The following is a 16,461-nucleotide window of genomic DNA, read 5'->3' as shown; positions in this document are numbered from 1 at the left end:
GGCACACGCCCCGTTACGGTTCCTTGGTGTCTGGACGGATTGCCAACGATTCACCCTCTGCCTCCCGATAACTCCTCCTATCTCCTCTTTTCTCGCCTGGCGCGCGCACGCCCATCACCGCCGCCGTAAAGGAGCAGTCGCCCGATGACCGTAGAGACCAGTCCGGAAGCCCCGGCGGAGTCGCCTCCGCAGTCCAGCCTGGGCACCGCCGCCGCGCGCAATCTCGCCACGACGACCAAGTCCGCCCCGCAGATGCAGGAGATCACCTCCCGCTGGCTGCTGCGGATGCTCCCCTGGGTGGAGACCAAGGGCGGCGCCTACCGGGTGAACCGCCGGCTGAACTACACCGTCGGCGACGGTCGGATCGAGTTCGTCCAGGACGGCGGGAATGTCCGCGTGATCCCCCGTGAGCTGTGCGAACTGGCTCCGCTGCGCGGCTTCGAGGACGACGAGGTACTGGCGGCGCTGGCCGGCCGGTGCGTCCAGCGTGAGTTCCGCGCGGGTGAGGTGCTGGCCGAACGCGGCTCCCCCGCCGAGCAGATCCAGCTGATCGCCCACGGCAGGATCAAGCAGACCTCCGTCGGTAAGTACGGCGACGAGGTGACCGTCGCCACGCTCGCCGACGGTGGCAGCTTCGGTGAGAACGCCCTGCTGGACACCGACGCCACGTGGGACTGCACCGCCACCGCCCGGACCGCCGGCACCCTGCTCACCCTGTCCCGCGCCGACTTCGACGCCGTGGTGTCCTCGGCGCCGGGCCTGCGGTCCCATCTGCAGGAGTTCGGCTCGCGCGCCGACCGGCGGCAGAACCGGCACGGCGAGGCCGAGATCGCCATGTCGGCGGGGCACACCGGCGAGGCCCAACTGCCGGGCGCCTTCGTCGACTACGAACTCCACCCGCGCGAGTACGAACTCTCCGCCGCGCAGACGGTGCTGCGCGTCCACACCCGGGTCGCCGACCTCTACAACGACCCGATGAACCAGACCGAGGAGCAACTGAGGCTCACGATCGAGGCGTTGCGGGAGCGTCAGGAGTACGAGCTGATCAACAACCGCGAGTTCGGTCTGCTCCACAACGCCGCCTTCAAACAGCGGATCGAGACCCACTCCGGGCCGCCCACCCCTGACGACCTCGACGATCTGCTCTGCCGCCGCCGCGGCACCAAACTCTTCCTGGCCCACCCCCGGACGATCGCGGCGATCGGGCGCGGGTTGAACGCCTACGGCCTCCATCCCGACCACATCGACCTCGGCGGCCAGCGGGTGCCCGCCTGGCGCGGGGTCCCCATCCTGCCGTGCAACAAGATTCCCATCAGCAAGGAGAACACCAGCTCGATCCTCGCCATGCGCACCGGCGAGGACAACCAGGGCGTCATCGGCCTGCGGCAGACCGGGCTGCCGGAGGAGTACGAGCCGGGCCTGTCCGTGCGCTTCACGGGCATCAACGAGCAGGCGATCATCTCGTACCTGGTCACCACCTACTACTCGGCGGCGATCCTCCTGCCCGACGCGCTCGGCGTGCTGGAGAACGTACAGATCGCCCACCGGCCGGACAGGGCCTAGGCCGCCCCATCGGTCCCGTGGCGAAACCCACCACCTCACCTAGGAGTTACGGATGCCCGATCCTGGGCCCTCCCCTCTGCAGCTGAGCCCCGTCCTGGAACGGCTCCTGTCCGGCCCGAGCGGTCTCGGCACGACCGGTCTGCACTTAGGCCGGCGTGCGGAGCCACCGGCTCCTCCCGATCCCGGCCCACCGGCGGAGGGGGCGCCGGAGGAGGCCGCGCCGGAGACCACACCGGACAGCGCACCGGAGGGCACACCGATCCCGGGGCTCTACCACCATCCGGTGGCGGAGCCCGACGCGGCGCGGGTGGCCGAGGTCAGCCGCAGGATCAAGGAATGGGCGGTGGACGAGGTCCAGGCGTTCCCGCCCGAGTGGGAGGACCAGTTCGACGGCTTCTCCGTCGGCCGTTACATGGTCGCCTGCCATCCGGACGCGCCCACCGTCGACCACCTGATGATCGCCACCCGGCTGATGGTCGCGGAGAACGCCGTCGACGACTGCTACTGCGAGGACCACGGCGGCTCACCCGTGGGCCTGGGCAGCCGCCTCCTGCTGGCGCACACGGCGCTCGACACCCTGCACACCACGAAGGAGTACGAACCGGCCTGGGCCGCGTCGCTGCAGTCGGACGGCCCACGGCGCGCCTACAGCTCCGCCATGGCCTACTTCACCGAGCAGTCCACCGCCTCACAGGCCGACCGGTACCGGCACGACATGGCGCGGCTGCATCTCGGCTACCTGGCGGAGGCCGCGTGGTCCGAGACGGACCACGTGCCCGAGGTGTGGGAGTACCTGGCGATGCGCCAGTTCAACAACTTCCGCCCCTGCCCCACCATCACCGACACCGTCGGCGGCTACGAACTCCCCGCCGACCTGCACGCCCAGCCGGCCATGCAGCGGGTCATCGCACTCGCGGGCAACGCCACCACCATCGTCAACGACCTCTACTCGTACACCAAGGAACTCAACAGCCCGGGCCGGCATCTCAACCTGCCCGTGGTGATCGCCGAACGGGAAGGCCTGTCCGACCAGGACGCCTATCTGAAGGCGGTCGAGGTCCACAACGAACTCATGCACGAGTTCGAAGCCGAGGCCGCGGCACTGGCGGCCGCCTGCCCCGTCCCGAACGTGCTGCGTTTCCTCCGGGGCGTGGCCGTGTGGGTCGACGGCAACCACTACTGGCACCGGACAAACACCTACCGGTACAGCCTGCCGGACTTCTGGTAAGGAGCGCATCTCACTGTGACCAGCACCGAACTCACCAACGGTACCTCCGTGTTCATCCCCACCCCCGCCTCTCCCTACCAGGGTGACATCGCCCGGTACTGGGACGGCGAGGCGCGGCCGGTGAATCTGCGCCTCGGCGACGTGGACGGGCTCTACCACCACCACTACGGCATCGGCGACGTCGATCACGCCGCCCTCGGGAAGGCGCACGAGAGCGGCTACGAGAAGAGGCTGATCGCCGAGCTGCACCGGCTGGAGTCGGCGCAGGCCGAAGTCCTGCTGGACCAGCTCGGTTCGATCGGGCGCGCGGACACACTGGTGGACGCCGGCTGCGGCCGGGGCGGTTCGATGGTGATGGCCCATCAGCGGTTCGGCTGCAACGTCGAAGGAGTCACCCTGTCGGCCAAGCAGGCCGACTTCGCCAACCGCCGCGCCCATGAACTCGGCATCGACGACCACGTCCGCGCCCGGGTGTGCAACATGCTCGACACGCCCTTCGAGACCGGGCAGGCCGCCGGCTCCTGGAACAACGAGTCGAGCATGTACGTCGATCTGGACGACCTGTTCGCCGAACACTCGCGCGTGCTCGCCGTCGGCGGCCGGTACGTCACCATCACCGGCTGCTGGAACCCGCGTTACGGCCAGCCGTCGAAGTGGGTATCCCAGATCAACGCGCACTTCGAGTGCAACATCCACTCCCGCAGGGAGTATCTGAAGGCCATGGCCGACCACCGTCTCGTACCGCAGGCGGTCATCGACCTGACGCCCGAGACGCTGCCGTACTGGGAGCTACGGGCCACGTCCGAACTGGTCACCGGCATCGAGGAGGCGTTCATCAACTCGTACAGGGACGGCTCGTTCCAGTACGTCCTGATCGCGGCGGACCGCGTCTGACCGTCGCGGAGCGCCGACCGCCGGCGAAAGGCCCGGGGCCCAGCACCCCGGGCCCCGGGCCTTCCGCCGGTCGACGGGTGTTCGTTCGAGGGGCTTCCTCAGCCGTTCGTGCCAACGGGACCGGGGCGCAACAGGTAGGTGTCCATGATCCAGCCGTGCCGGGCCCGCGCTTCGGCGCGTACCTGCTGGATGTGGTCGGAGACCTCGTCCAGCGGCCCGGCCACCAGGATCTCGTCCGGCGTGCCGATGTAGGCACCCCAATAGATCCACAGGCCCCTGCCCGTCAGATGCCGGAACGTCTGGTGCCCGTCGAGCATGACGACGATGTCGGCGTCGTCGTCGTCGTCGGGGAAGCCTTCGGCGAGTCGGCGGCCGGGGGTGATGTGGACGGGGCGGCCGACCTGGTTGAGGTTGACGCGGTGGCGCGCGGCCAGGGCGGAGACGCTGCTGATGCCCGGGATCACCTCGTGGTCGAAGGCCACTTCGCCGCGGGCCTTGATGTCTTCCAGGATGCCGAGCGTGCTGTCGTACAGCGAGGGATCGCCCCACACCAGGAACGCCCCGCACCGGCCAGGGGCGAGTTCGTCGCGGATGAGCCGTTCGCAGATGTCGGCGCGCCGCTGCCGCCAGTCGTGGACCGCCGTCGTGTAGCCGGACCGTTCGTCCTGGGTGCGGTCACGCCAGGGGTCGTCGGCCTCGACGACGCGGTACGGGCCGGACGCGTGCTCGTCGAGCATGTCCCGGCGCAGTTGTGTCAGGGCGTTCTTCTCCGGACCCTTGCCGAGTACGAAGAACACCTGCGCCCTGCCGATGGCCTTCACGGCGGCGAGTGTCAGATGGTCGGGGTCCCCTGCCCCGATGCCGATGACCAGGAGGTGCCGCGCCTCAGTGTTGCTCATGGGGCGATTGTCCTCCTCGACCGGCCTGCCCCGGCCCGACGGGCTCGACGGGCTCGACCGGCTCGACGGGCGATTCGCTGTCCTTCTCAGCCGCTGAAGAAGTCACCCAACGAGGCGGCAAGGGCGTCCGGCGCCTCTTCGGCCATGTGGTGCCCGGAGTCGATCCCATGGCCGTGTACGTCGTCGGCCCAGCGCGCCCAGGGTGCCACCGGGTCGCCGTACAGATCCTCCAGATCGTCGCGTAGGGACCACAGGATCAGCGCGGGGCAGCGGAGGCGCGCCCCGGCGGCCCGGTCTGCCTCTTCCGCCTGCCGGTCGACCGTGAGTCCGGCCCGGTAGTCCTCCAGCATGGCCCGGACCACGGCGGGATTGCGCGTGGCCTGCCGCCACTCGTCGTAGTTCTCCTGCCCCATGCTCAGCGGATCGCCGTGGTACCAGCTGTCCGGGTCGGCGTTGATGACGCGCTCCGGGATGTCCGGCTGGGCGAAGAAGAACCAGTGCCACCACTGCGTCGCGAACTGCACGCTGATGCGCGCGAGATGCTCGGTGAGCGGCACGCCGTCCAGGAACGCCACGCGCGACACCGCGTCGGGGTGGTCGAGGGCGAGCCGGAACGCCACGTAGCTGCCGCGATCGTGACCGGCCAGTGCGAACCGTTCGTGTCCCAGCGAACGCATCACCGCCACGAGGTCGTTCGCGACGGCGCGCTTGGAGTGGGCGGAGTGGTCCGCCGTCGGCGCCGGGCCCCGCGAGCGACCGTATCCGCGCAGGTCGGGGCAGACCACGGTGAAGCCGCGCCGGACCAGCTGCGGTGCGACGCGGTGCCATGTCGCTGACGTCCGGGGATGACCGTGCAGCAACAGAACCGGCGGCCCCTCCCCCGCGTGGCGGACGAAGATCGACGCGTCGTCGACCTGCCGGTGCTCCGCCACGAAGTTGTCGAACATCGCCCCTGCCTCTCGCGTGAACACCACGGCCCTACCGCCCCGGTACCCGCGACGGCCGTGCGCAGTCACCCAGGTCAGCGGGGGCTGAGGCCGTGCACCGTCAGGCCGAGGAGGCGGTGTGCCTCAGCGACGGGGTCCTGGTGGTGTTCGGTGGCCAGGGCGATGCCCGTGACCAGCGTGACCAGGTCGGCGACCGTCACATCGGGCGCCACGGCGCCGGCCCTCGCGGCGTTCCGCAGCAGCGGGTCGACGGCCCCGCCGAGCTTCGCCGAGCAGACGTTCACATGGTCCGCGTCGTCCGCCCCGTCCTGGACCAGTGCGTCGGCCATTCCCCGTGCGGAGGCCGAGTACGTGGTGAGATCGCCCAGCCACTCCAGCAGCGCGGCCCGCGCATCGGCGGCGTCGGCCAACTCCGCCGCGCGGGCGCACAGGACTTCGACCCGCTCGCTGAACACCGCCTGCAACATCGCGCGCCTGCCCGGGAAGTGCCGGCGCACGGTGGCGGAGCCGACGCCCGCGACGCGGGCGATCTGTTCGAGGGAGGCGTCGCCGCCGTGTGCGGCGACCTCCGCCTCGGCGACGGCGAGGATCCGCGCGTAGTTACGCCGGGCGTCAGCGCGCTGGACGGTCATGACGTCATCTCCGGGGTTGCTAAGCGGCGGGGCCCTCCGTATCGTACCGGAACGTAAGTGGCGGGCCTCGCCACTTAGCTGCGCTTCACCACCCGAGGAACACCATGCCTACTGAATCCGCACCCGCCCTGGTCATCGGCGCCACCGGCCGGCAGGGCGGCGCCACCGCCCGCGCCCTGCTCGCTTCGGGCATCCCGGTCCGCGCCCTGGTCCGTGACCCGGCGACCGACCGGGCGAAGACCGTCGAAGCGCTCGGCGCCGAACTGGTCACCGGCGACCTGGACGACCTGGGGTCGGTGACCCGGGCGGCAGAGGGGGCGCGCGCCGTCTTCTCGGTCCAGATGCCCGACGTGACCGGACGCGCCTTCGAGGGCGAGCTCGCCCAGGCCGTCAATCTGATCGAGGGCGCACGGGCGGCGGGCGTACCGCAGTTCGTGCACACGTCCGTCTCGGGCGCCGGGCAGCACACGAGCTGGGTCAAGGACGACTGGGCCTGGATGGAGCCGTACTACGCGGCGAAGTCCGGCATCCAGGACCGGGTGCGTGAGGCGGACTTCACGCACTGGACGCTGATCAAGCCGGGCTTCTTCATGGAGAACTTCCTGCCCTCCCTGGAGATCATGTTCCCGCGGGGAGTCGACGCCGGGCTGGTGAGCCTGCTGAAGCCCGCGACCCGGCTGTCCCTGGTCGCGGTGGACGACATCGGTACGACGGCCGCCGCCGCGATCGCGGAGCCGGAACGTTTCCACAAGGTCGAGCTGGAGCTGGCGAGCGACAGCCTGACGATGGCGGAGATCGCGGAAATCCTCTCGCGCGCCCTCGGCAGGGAGCTGGCGGCGCCCGACATGACGAAGGAGGAAGCGCTCGCGGCCGGAATGCCCGACATGGGATTCGGGCAGTCACACCTCAACGAGACCCCGCAGCCGGCGCACCCGGAGCTCGCGCGGGCCCTGGGCCTGCCGCTGACGCCCTTCGAGACATGGGCACGCACGCGCTGGCTGGCCTGAGCACGGCGATCCACCGACGGCGAGGAGCCCGCCCGTGAGGACCCCCACACTCCCGTCCCTGCTGGGCGTGTTCGCCCACCCGGACGACGAATCCCTCCTGACGGGCGGCGCCTTGGCCCACCACGCGTCCACCCGGCCGACGCCTTAAGCATCCTGGGCGCCGGCAAACCAGCCGGCCGGCCCTGGGTGCGGCGCCGCGCCCCTGGACGAGGTGATCGCCCAACTGGTCGAGCCAGTGCGGGCGTTCCGCCCGGACCACCGGCACACCCACTGGGTATACGGGCACACTGGCACCCGAGAGACCCCGCACCACCCGCCCGTGCCACCCGTCCCTCAGCGGAGGCCATCGAATGCTCCCGTCTCCGTCTCCGTCTTCGTCCGCGTCCCGCGCACCGGCGTCGGCGCGCCGAAGCGGGCCACGTAGTGCCAGACCCGCTTGAGGGACTGTTCGTCGTGGTCGCCGGTGTGCGCGGCTGTTCCTATCGAGCGTGGGGTCAGGCGGCCCGCCTGCGCTATCGATTCGCCCAAGGCCACGAACTCCGCACCCCGGTAGTCCGGATGGCGTCGTAGTTCCTCCGTGGTGAGGGTGAAGCCCGGGTGCCATTCGAGCGGGCACGGCAGGCGGCGGGCCGAATCTTCCACCTCCGTACCCCGGTAGCAGGGGTCCAGGACCAGTGCCTCCACATCGTCCTTCAGCACCAATGGGCCGTGGACCTGCGCCTCGATGTAGTCGTCCAGTGCGTCCCGCCTGTCCGCCTCGGCCAGTTCGACCAGGGGCATGCGGGACGCCACTGCGAAGTCCGACGGTTCCAGGAAGCTGTCCGGGTAGCAGAACGTCGTCCTCGGCAGCGTCTCGCACCTCAGCCGGAAGTGGGCCGAGCCGAAGCGTGGTGCCGCGCCCACCGGCTTGTGCCGGAAGTTCAGCGCTCCGTAGACCGGGCGCTCTTCCGCCGGCGCGGCGTCGTACGCCCCGCCGAAGATCCGGCTCTCCCAGCGCCACCGGTCGCCGCCGGGGTGGGCGGTCAGGCCGCCGTTGCTCGTGCCCGTCACGAACTGCGAGCGGTACACGCCGTCCTCGGCCAGGGCGTCGAGGATCGGTTTGCCTCGCACCGCTCGGTCCGGATGGAAGTTGAGCGTCACGCGCAGCGCCGGATCCAGCGGGCCGCCCGAGGAGCGCTCCGTGACGTGCCGGAGGGCCCGCTCGTACGGCGTCGAGGTCGAGGTCGAGGAGGGTCGGGAACTCATCGGCGCAGTTTCGCGCACGCCCTGACGTCGGCGCACGCCCATTACCGGCTCCACGCGGCAGCGATCTTGTACCGTTACGCGGCATGACGTCCTGGTTGCCCCTGCACGCACTCCCCCGGCTGATCGGCGCCATCCTGTTCGGCGTCGTGGTCGGCGTGCTCGTCGGCATTCCGGCCGAGAATCCGGTCGGTGTCCTCACCGGCATCGCCGTGACCGAGACCGTCTTCGTCGTGACCGGCTGGTTCGTGCTGTGGCCGATGGACGCCGGCAGTACCCATCGCAACGCCCAGCGCGAGGACTTCCAGCCCGCGATCGAGGAACTCGTCGTCGTCGCCACGGCACTGTGCGGTCTGGTCGGCATCGTCGTCCTGCTCCTCGCGGGGAAGTCAGGGCAGGGCAACGTCGCCGCGGCGCTCGCGCTCGCCGGTGTGTTCACGGCGTGGGCGGCGCTGCACCTGATGTACGCCACCCGTTACGCGTATCTGTACTACTGCCCGTCGGACGGCGGCATCGACTTCAACTCCGACGAGCCGCCCGCGTACCGGGACTTCCTCTATTTCAGCTACAACCTGGGCATGACGTACCAGGTGTCCGACACCGGTGTGTCCGACTCGACGATCCGGGCCGTCGCGCTGCGGCACTGTCTGCTCTCGTACGTCTTCGGTACGAGCATCCTCGCCACCACCATCAACCTCGTCACCGGAATCGTCACCGGCTGAGTCCCCCGCCGCGCCGCGCCGCACCGCCCGTCCCGCCGCCCGTCCCGCCGCCCGTCCCGCCGGACGCCTCTTCCTGCCCGTGCCCCTCAGCACGCTCCCCGCCCGCACAGGCATACTCAGGCTCTGCGTACGCATCGGCGTCCGCGATAAGCAGGAGGTGGGCGATGGTGTCGGCGTCGGGGACCGAACCCCGCAAAGTCACGATCAACGATGTCGCCAGATCCGCCGGGGTGTCCCGGCAGACCGTGTCGCGGGCGCTGAACGACAAGGGTGAGATCGACGGCTCGACCAAGCAGCGGGTGCTGGACGCGGCCCGTGCCCTCGGGTACCGGCCCAGCCGGTTCGCCCGCGGGCTCGTCCGGCAGGACACCACCACCATCGGGCTGGTCATTCCCGATCTCCTCAACCCGTTCTTCACCGAGGTCGCCGCCGCCGCGCTGGAGGCGGCCAGGGCCCGCGGCTGGCATGTCGTCGTGTACGACACCGCCGACCGGGCCGAGGAGGAGCTGGGGACGTTGCAGGTCATCAGCTCGCAGGTGGACGCGGTCGTCGGGTACTTCAGCTGTCCCGAGGACGAACTGGAGATATTCACCCGCGGCATGCCGGTGGTGCTCATCGGCCGTGAGCACCACACCGCACGGTTCAGCTCGATCTGGATCGACGGCGCGGAGGGCGTCCACGCCGCTGTGGCGCATCTGGTCGCCGAGGGCCACACCCGGATCGGCATGCTCGACCACCACGGCCGCGCCGAGCCGAGCATCCGCCGTGAGTGGTTCACCACGGCGGTGAAGGCGTACGAGATCGACGCGGACATGGTGGTGGGCGCCGACCAGTCGGCGGACGGCGGCGGTGCGGCGCTGGGGACCCTGCTCGCCACGTATCCGGACGTCACCGCGGTGTTCACCTTCAACGACATCATCGCGATCGGCGCACTGCGCGAGGCGCGCAGGCTCGGCAGGAGCGTGCCGCGGGAGCTGGCCGTGATCGGTTTCGACGGTCTACAGCTCGGCGCGCTCGTGGAGCCGCCGCTCTCCAGCGTCGCCCTCGACACACGCAAGCTCGGCGGGCTCGCCATCGAGCAGGTGGCACGGCTGCTGACCGGGGTGGATCCGCTCGGGAACGCCGGTCTCGTGGTCCGGGCCGAGCTGAGACTCGCCGGGTCCGCTTAACCTGCCGGACTCGTGGGTGACTCGAAAGTCTTGACACTCGACCGTACGGGAGCGCAAAATTTCGAACACTTTCCACCACGTGAGCGTTCACGTGAACGTTCACGGGAACGCTCACGGGCCAGGAGTACCTGCCTGAAGTACCTGCCCAGAAGGCATCCCGCCTTGAGGAGTCAACGTCGACCCGTCTAGCGCCTCCGCTAGTCGTTCTCTGGAACGGAAAATATGAGCAGCACAGTCACGCGCATCCGCCTCGTCGCCGTCGCGGCGGCAGCCGGTATCGCTCTCCTCGCCGGGTGCTCTTCGCCGGCTCCGTCGGACAAGGCGTCCGCGGCCTCCTGTGCGCCCGCCAAGGGCAAAGTCACACTCCAGTACTGGAACACCGTTCCCGGTATGGACCAGGTCGTCGCCCTGTGGAACAAGAAGAACCCGGACATCCAGGTCCAGTCGAAGAACATCTCCAACGACCAGTACGGCACCATCGGCAACGCCCTCAAGGCGGGCAAGGCCCCGGACCTCGCCCAGGTCGGCTACGACGAACTGCCGGCGCTGCGCACCCAGAGCGCGTTCGTCGACGCCTCCGCCTGCTCGGCGGCCAAGGACGCGAAGTCGAAGTTCGTGCCGTGGACCTGGTCGCAGGCCAGCTTCGACAACACCGGTGTGTTCGCCTTCCCGCAGGACACCGGGCCGATGGCCCTCTACGTGCGCAGTGACATCTTCAAGCAGCACAACATCGCGATCCCCAAGACGTGGGACGAGTACGCGGCCGCCGCCGAGAAGCTGCACAAGGCGGACCCCGCCCTCAGCATGACGTTCTTCGACCCGAACAACGCCGAGTGGTTCAACGGGCTGCTGTGGCAGAACAACGCCCACATGTACAACTACTCCGGTGACAAGTGGCACGTCACCGTCGAGTCCGCCCAGAGCAAGCAGGTCAGCGAGTACTGGCAGAAGCTGATCGACGACAAGGTCGTCCGCACCGACCTGGCCAACGGCTCGACGCAGATGTACGCCGCGTACCAGAAGGACCAGATCGCCAGCTACGTCGGCGCCGCCTGGGGCTACAGCATGTTCCGCGACAACCTGCCCAAGCAGGCGGGCAAGTGGTCGATCGTCCCGATGCCGACCTGGGGCTCGAACCCCGCGTCCGGCGACTGGGGCGGCTCGACCGTCGGGTTCATGAAGGGCAGCAAGCACCTGTACGAGTCGGTCAAGTTCAACTCCTGGCTGAACACCGACCCGGAGGCGCTGGCGCTGGAGAACAAGGTGGGCGGCCTCTACCCGGCGGCCACGGCGGGTACGAAGCTTCCCGCGCTCTCGCAGGGCGTCCCGTACTACAACAACGAGAAGATCTTCGACGTCTTCGCCGACTCGTCGAAGAACATCGACACCAGCTTCGCCTGGAGCCCCACGCAGAAGACGGTCAACCTGGCCCTCCAGGACGCGATGGCGAAGGCGGCGGCCGGCGACGGCACGCTCAGTGACGCCCTCGCGGCCGCCCAGGCCGCCGCGCTGAAGTCGATGAAGGATCAGGCGATCCCGGTTACCGCGGGCAAGTGACTGCCGCATGACTGAGACCGCAACCCCGGCGACCGGCGTGCCGGCCGCACCCCGGGGCCGCCGCCGCCTTAACGGCGGCGGCCCGCGGGCGGGCACCATCGCCGCGTTCGTGACCCCGTTCTTCCTCCCGTTCGTGCTGTTCTACCTGGTGCCGGTCGGCTACGCGATCTGGCAGAGCCTGCGTGTGGTGCGCCGCACCGGCGGCCAGTACGGCACGTCGTACACGACCTTCGGCGGCTTCGAGCAGTACGGGAAGGTCTTCGAGAACACCGAGTTCTGGTCCAGCATCGGACGCATCGGACTGTTCGGCATCGTGCAGGTGCCGGTCATGCTGTTCGTCGCGCTGGTCATGGCGCTGCTGCTCGACACTCCCCTGCTGAAGCTCAAGGCGTTCTTCCGCATCACGGCGTTCATGCCGTACGCCGTGCCCGGTGTGATCGCCGCGATCATGTGGTCGTATCTCTACTCGCCGCAACTCAGCCCGCTCGTCGACCTGTTGAAGCACATCGGGCTGCAACCCGACTTCCTGGGCCCCGGCGCGGTGCTGTGGTCGGCGGCGAACGTGTCCACCTGGCTGTGGACCGGCTACAACATGCTGATCATGTTCTCGGCGCTCCAGGCGATCCCGCAGGAGCTGTACGAGGCGGCGAAGCTCGACGGTGCGAGCAACTGGACGATCGCGTGGCAGATCAAGGTCCCGATCATCGCCCCGTCCATCGTCCTCACCACGGTGTTCTCCATCATCGGCACCTTGCAGCTCTACGCGGAGCCGGCCGTGCTGCGGCAGATCTCCTCGAACATCTCCAGCACATTCACACCGAACATGCTCGCCTACGCCGTGGCCTCCGGAAACAACTACCAGCAGGCGGCGGCGATCTCCGTGGTCATCGCCGTCATCACCTTCGTCCTGAGTTTCGGCTTCATGCGACTGACCTCGAAGAAGGCCGGACTGTGAACAACCAGACCCTGAACCGCGAAAGCCGCGTCAGCCGCACCGCTGTCATGGCTCTGATGTTCCTGCTGGCGATCTACTTCCTGCTGCCGGTCTACTTCCTGATCGTCGCCGCGACGAAACCGCAGGGCGACCTCGCCTCCACCAACGGTCTCGCGTTCTCGCACTTCAACCTGTTCGACAATCTGAGCACCCTGTTCACCCGCAGCGACGGCATCTTCGGCCGGTGGGCGCTCAACACCGTGATCTACGCGGGACTCGGCGCGGCCGTCGGCACCCTGATCTCCGCGCTCTGCGGCTACGCGCTCGCCAAGTTCCACTTCCGCGGGCGGGAGTTCCTGTTCTCGGTGATCCTCGGCGGCGTGCTCGTCCCCACCACGGCGCTCGCGCTGCCGCTGTTCCTGCTGTTCTCGGCGACCGGCGTCGTCAACACCTACTTCGCGGTGTTCCTGCCCAGCATCGTCAGCCCGTTCGGGGTGTATCTGGCGCGCATCTTCGCCGCTGCCGCCGTCCCGCAGGAGATCCTGGAGTCGGCGCGGCTGGACGGTGCGGGCGAGTTCCGTACGTTCTTCTCGGTGGCGTTCAAGCTGATGACGCCGTCGCTGGTGACCATCTTCCTGTTCCAGTTCGTCGCCATCTGGAACAACTTCTTCCTGCCGATGGTGATGCTGCAGAAGGAGTCGCTGTTCCCGATCACACTCGGCCTGTACGAGTGGAACGGCCAGACCGCCCGCGCGCCGCTGCTCCAGGAGTCCGTGATCACCGGCTCCCTGGTCTCGATCGTGCCGGTGATCATTGTGTTCATCCTCCTCCAGCGCTTCTGGCGTACCGGACTCGCTTCCGGCTCCCTCAAGTAAGGTCCCCTTCCTCATGCAGAACTCCGCCGTTTTCGTGCCCCATTTCCATTGGGACCGGGAGTGGTACGAGCCGTTCCAGGTGTTCCGGCACCGGCTCGTCGCCGCCCTCGACACCGTGCTGGAGACGGCCGAGGCCAACCCGGACTTCCGGTTCACGGTCGACGGACAGATGGCCGCTGTCGAGGACTATCTGGAGATGCGGCCGGAGAACCGCGACCGGGTCAAGGCCCTGGTCACCGGCGGCCAACTCGCCGTCGGACCCTGGCTGATCCTGCTCGACGAGTTCCTCTGCTCGGGCGAGACCATCGTGCGCAACCTGCAGATGGGCTGGGCGGCCGCGGCGAAGCTCGGCGGGTCGATGCCCATCGGCTACCTGCCGGACATGTTCGGCCATGTCGCGCAGATGCCGCAGATCCTGGCACGCGCCGGGATCGAGCACGCCGCGCTGTGGCGCGGTGTGCCGGGCTCCGTCGAGGGCCATGCCTTCCGCTGGCGCGCGCCCGACGGTTCCGAGGTGCGCACGGAGTTCCTTTTCGACGGGTACGACAACGGCCTCGACGTGCTGCTCGTGCCCGACCAGATCGGCCGGGCGCTGGACGAGTACGCGCAGATGACGGCCGAGCGGTGGGGCGACGACCCGCTGCTCGCGATGGCCGGCACCGACCACAACGCACCCGACCCGCGCCTCGCGTCCTGGCTGCGCGACGCGGCCGGCGAGCAGCGTCCCATCACCATCGCGACCCTCGCCGAATACATCCGCGAGCATGTGCGTGACGATGTCTCCGCCGTCGTCACCGGAGAGCTGCGCAGCCATGTGCGCGGCAACATCCTTCCCGGTGTGCTCTCCGTACGGCTCGCACTCAAGCAGCGGATGGCCGTCGCCGAACGCACCGTCGACCACGCCGAGCGGATCAACGCGCTGTGGTCCCGGCGCGACGACTCGCCGTTCCTCGCGCTCGCCTGGCACAAGATCATCGAGTCGACGGCGCATGACTCGGTCGTCGGCTCCGGCGCCGACGAGACCTCCGACCAGGTCGAGGCGCGACTCGCGGAAGCCACCCACACCGCGCGGGCGGTCCGGGACGCGGCCCTGGCCGAGCCGGCGGCCCGCGTGCCGAGCGACGGTTATCTGGTCGCCAACCCGCTGCCGTTCCCGCGAACTTCGCTGGCCGAGGTCGATGTCGTGGCTCCGCCCGAGGGGACCGAACTCATCGCGACGGGCGCCGACGGCTCGGCGCGTCCGGTGCAGTTGATCTCGACGGCACCGACCGTGCTCAGCGACGAGCGCATGGACGCGTCGCAGCTCGAACGTGTGCTGCGCCGCATCCACCGCCGCGAGCTCTTCGGCCGGCTGATCGACCGCTACGAACTCACCCCGGGATCGCTGGTCTTCCACCTCGCCGAGGTGCCGGCCGACGGGCCCTTCGACCTGCTGATCCTGCGCCGGGACGTGGCCGCCGCCGCTGCCGCCCACCCCGGCGAGTGGCGGGTGCTGACGCTGGAGGAAGCGCGCGCGACCGCGCTGGTGCCGGTGCGCGTACCCGCCTCGGGACTCGCGGGTTTCCGGGTCGAACCGATCGAAGTGACCGCCGAGTTGGCGACGGATCTCACCCCGGCGACCGGCACGGACCGGACACTGTCGAACGGACAGGTCGAGGTGACGGTCGCCGCCGACGGGACGCTCGACATGACCGGGGCCGACGGGACCGTACTGCGCGGAGTGGGCCGTCTCGTGGACGGCGGCGACCGCGGCGACAGCTACAACTACGCCCCGCCGGGCCAGGACGTGCTCGTCTCTGAGCCGGTGGACGTCACCGTCGAACTCCTGGAGAACGGCCCGCTGCGGTCGAGGCTGCGGATCACCCGGAGCTACGAGTGGCCGGCCGCGCTCTCCGCCGAGCGTGACGTGCGCGGCGACCGGACGGTCCGCACGCCGGTGGAGACCCTGGTGGAGGTGCGGGCGGGTGAGCCGTTCGTGCGGGTCTCCACGTCGTTCCTGAACCAGTCGGCCGACCACCGGCTGCGCTTCCACGTACCGCTGCCCGAACCGGCGGCGGTGTCGGCCGCCGCCGGGCAGTTCGCCGTCACCGAGCGCGGACTGACCGCCGAGGGCGGCTGGGGCGAGTACCCGCTCCCGACCTTCCCCGCGAGTTCGTTCGTCTCGGCCGGCGCGGCGACCGTCCTGCTGGACCACTCCACCGAGTACGAACTCGTGGGCGAGGGCAGCGAACTGGCCGTCACACTGCTGCGGGCGATCGGCTCCATCAGTGTCAACATCCATCCGCTGCGTGACGAACCTGCGGCCGGCGAGATCCCCGCGCCGGGCGCGCAGGATCTCGGTGTGCGCATCGAGAACCGCCTCGCCGTCCTGCCTTCGGCGTCCGGCTGGCAGGGCGCGCACGCGGTGGCCCTCGCCGAGGAGTTCCGCAACGACGTGCTGGTCACCCGTGGGACCGGGGCCGCGGGTGGGCAACTGCCGCCCGCCGAGACGGGTGTACGCGTCGAAGGGGCGGACGTTCTCGTGTCGAGCGTCCGCCGCCTCCCGGAAACCGGCATCGAGGTGCGGCTGGTCGCGATGAGTGACACCGGCTCGACCGCCCGGGTGACCGGCGCTTTCACCGAGGCCACCACCGTCGATCTGCTCGGCCGGCCGCTCGGCACGACACCGGTCAGCGACGCGCTCGAACTCGCCCTCGGACCGTGGGAGATCAGAACAGTCGTGGTCCGGTGAGCACCGGCACCCCGCGCACGGAACATTCCTGACCTTCCGCCACCTCCCTTTTCTTGAGAAA

At 69.4% G+C, this 16,461-nt stretch carries 13 protein-coding genes and 1 pseudogene; 10 read left to right on the top strand and 4 right to left on the bottom strand.

Annotated elements, in window-relative coordinates; genetic code table 11:
* Nucleotides 1–144 precede the first annotated feature (144 nt).
* From OHS57_RS34215 to OHS57_RS34205, 3 genes and pseudogenes are all read left to right on the top strand, one after another.
* Nucleotides 145–1,563: a family 2B encapsulin nanocompartment shell protein gene (locus tag OHS57_RS34215; RefSeq protein WP_328584446.1), complete on the top strand. Its 1,419-nt coding sequence runs from the start codon at nt 145–147 to the stop codon at nt 1,561–1,563.
* A gap of 94 nt (nt 1,564–1,657) precedes the next feature.
* Nucleotides 1,658–2,791, top strand: a pseudogene (locus OHS57_RS34210) (family 2 encapsulin nanocompartment cargo protein terpene cyclase); the annotation flags it as partial.
* 15 nt (nt 2,792–2,806) lie between these two features.
* Complete coding sequence (locus OHS57_RS34205) at nt 2,807–3,685, top strand: geranyl diphosphate 2-C-methyltransferase (protein ID WP_328584445.1); 879 nt, start codon at nt 2,807–2,809, stop codon at nt 3,683–3,685.
* A gap of 98 nt (nt 3,686–3,783) precedes the next feature.
* Here OHS57_RS34205 and cobF read toward each other — a convergent pair whose 3' ends face one another.
* From cobF to OHS57_RS34190, 3 genes are all read right to left on the bottom strand, one after another.
* Complete coding sequence (gene cobF, locus OHS57_RS34200; protein WP_328584444.1) at nt 3,784–4,584, bottom strand: precorrin-6A synthase (deacetylating); 801 nt, start codon at nt 4,582–4,584, stop codon at nt 3,784–3,786.
* Nucleotides 4,585–4,670: 86 nt separating this feature from the next.
* Nucleotides 4,671–5,531, bottom strand: coding sequence for an alpha/beta fold hydrolase (locus OHS57_RS34195; protein WP_328585227.1), 861 nt, complete (start codon nt 5,529–5,531; stop codon nt 4,671–4,673).
* A 74-nt stretch (nt 5,532–5,605) separates the two neighbouring features.
* Complete coding sequence (locus OHS57_RS34190) at nt 5,606–6,163, bottom strand: TetR/AcrR family transcriptional regulator (RefSeq protein ID WP_041994217.1); 558 nt, start codon at nt 6,161–6,163, stop codon at nt 5,606–5,608.
* 104 nt (nt 6,164–6,267) lie between these two features.
* On the opposite strand from OHS57_RS34190, the gene OHS57_RS34185 reads away from it, so the two are divergent.
* On the top strand, nt 6,268–7,170 hold the full coding sequence (locus tag OHS57_RS34185; protein WP_328584443.1) for an NmrA/HSCARG family protein: 903 nt from the start codon (nt 6,268–6,270) through the stop codon (nt 7,168–7,170).
* Nucleotides 7,171–7,503: 333 nt separating this feature from the next.
* Here OHS57_RS34185 and OHS57_RS34180 read toward each other — a convergent pair whose 3' ends face one another.
* On the bottom strand, nt 7,504–8,415 hold the full coding sequence (locus OHS57_RS34180; protein WP_328584442.1) for a DUF3626 domain-containing protein: 912 nt from the start codon (nt 8,413–8,415) through the stop codon (nt 7,504–7,506).
* A gap of 83 nt (nt 8,416–8,498) precedes the next feature.
* Between OHS57_RS34180 and OHS57_RS34175 the strand changes: the two genes are divergently transcribed.
* From OHS57_RS34175 to OHS57_RS34150, 6 genes are all read left to right on the top strand, one after another.
* On the top strand, nt 8,499–9,134 hold the full coding sequence (locus OHS57_RS34175) for a DUF1345 domain-containing protein (protein ID WP_328584441.1): 636 nt from the start codon (nt 8,499–8,501) through the stop codon (nt 9,132–9,134).
* Between the two features lie 164 nt (nt 9,135–9,298).
* A complete protein-coding gene (locus OHS57_RS34170; RefSeq protein WP_328584440.1) occupies nt 9,299–10,303 on the top strand; it encodes a LacI family DNA-binding transcriptional regulator in 1,005 nt (334 codons plus the stop codon).
* Nucleotides 10,304–10,525: 222 nt separating this feature from the next.
* Nucleotides 10,526–11,860: an ABC transporter substrate-binding protein gene (locus OHS57_RS34165; protein ID WP_328584439.1), complete on the top strand. Its 1,335-nt coding sequence runs from the start codon at nt 10,526–10,528 to the stop codon at nt 11,858–11,860.
* Nucleotides 11,861–11,867: 7 nt separating this feature from the next.
* The gene (locus tag OHS57_RS34160; RefSeq protein WP_041994202.1) at nt 11,868–12,815 is read left to right on the top strand and encodes a carbohydrate ABC transporter permease; all 948 of its coding nucleotides are present in this window, start codon (nt 11,868–11,870) and stop codon (nt 12,813–12,815) included.
* A gap of 47 nt (nt 12,816–12,862) precedes the next feature.
* Nucleotides 12,863–13,669 (top strand): carbohydrate ABC transporter permease, encoded by an 807-nt coding sequence (locus OHS57_RS34155; protein WP_443043117.1) that lies wholly within the window; start codon nt 12,863–12,865, stop codon nt 13,667–13,669.
* Between the two features lie 13 nt (nt 13,670–13,682).
* Nucleotides 13,683–16,400: a glycosyl hydrolase-related protein gene (locus OHS57_RS34150; RefSeq protein ID WP_328584437.1), complete on the top strand. Its 2,718-nt coding sequence runs from the start codon at nt 13,683–13,685 to the stop codon at nt 16,398–16,400.
* Nucleotides 16,401–16,461 lie beyond the last annotated feature (61 nt).

The sequence above is a fragment of the Streptomyces sp. NBC_00370 genome, from assembly GCF_036084755.1.
GTDB lineage: Bacteria > Actinomycetota > Actinomycetes > Streptomycetales > Streptomycetaceae > Streptomyces.
The sequence above is the reverse complement of the archived record's forward strand: the minus strand, read 5'-3'. Positions and strand labels throughout refer to the sequence as shown.

What these genes read in the sequence shown, in the direction of transcription:
- OHS57_RS34215 (WP_328584446.1), top strand. Translation starts at nt 145, where the DNA reads ATGACCGTAGAGACCAGTCCGGAAGCCCCGGCGGAGTCGCCTCCGCAG.
- cobF (WP_328584444.1), bottom strand. Translation starts at nt 4,584, where the DNA reads ATGAGCAACACTGAGGCGCGGCACCTCCTGGTCATCGGCATCGGGGCA.
- OHS57_RS34195 (WP_328585227.1), bottom strand. Translation starts at nt 5,531, where the DNA reads ATGTTCGACAACTTCGTGGCGGAGCACCGGCAGGTCGACGACGCGTCG.
- OHS57_RS34190 (WP_041994217.1), bottom strand. Translation starts at nt 6,163, where the DNA reads ATGACCGTCCAGCGCGCTGACGCCCGGCGTAACTACGCGCGGATCCTC.
- OHS57_RS34185 (WP_328584443.1), top strand. Translation starts at nt 6,268, where the DNA reads ATGCCTACTGAATCCGCACCCGCCCTGGTCATCGGCGCCACCGGCCGG.
- OHS57_RS34180 (WP_328584442.1), bottom strand. Translation starts at nt 8,415, where the DNA reads ATGAGTTCCCGACCCTCCTCGACCTCGACCTCGACGCCGTACGAGCGG.
- OHS57_RS34175 (WP_328584441.1), top strand. Translation starts at nt 8,499, where the DNA reads ATGACGTCCTGGTTGCCCCTGCACGCACTCCCCCGGCTGATCGGCGCC.
- OHS57_RS34170 (WP_328584440.1), top strand. Translation starts at nt 9,299, where the DNA reads ATGGTGTCGGCGTCGGGGACCGAACCCCGCAAAGTCACGATCAACGAT.
- OHS57_RS34165 (WP_328584439.1), top strand. Translation starts at nt 10,526, where the DNA reads ATGAGCAGCACAGTCACGCGCATCCGCCTCGTCGCCGTCGCGGCGGCA.
- OHS57_RS34160 (WP_041994202.1), top strand. Translation starts at nt 11,868, where the DNA reads ATGACTGAGACCGCAACCCCGGCGACCGGCGTGCCGGCCGCACCCCGG.
- OHS57_RS34155 (WP_443043117.1), top strand. Translation starts at nt 12,863, where the DNA reads ATGGCTCTGATGTTCCTGCTGGCGATCTACTTCCTGCTGCCGGTCTAC.
- OHS57_RS34150 (WP_328584437.1), top strand. Translation starts at nt 13,683, where the DNA reads ATGCAGAACTCCGCCGTTTTCGTGCCCCATTTCCATTGGGACCGGGAG.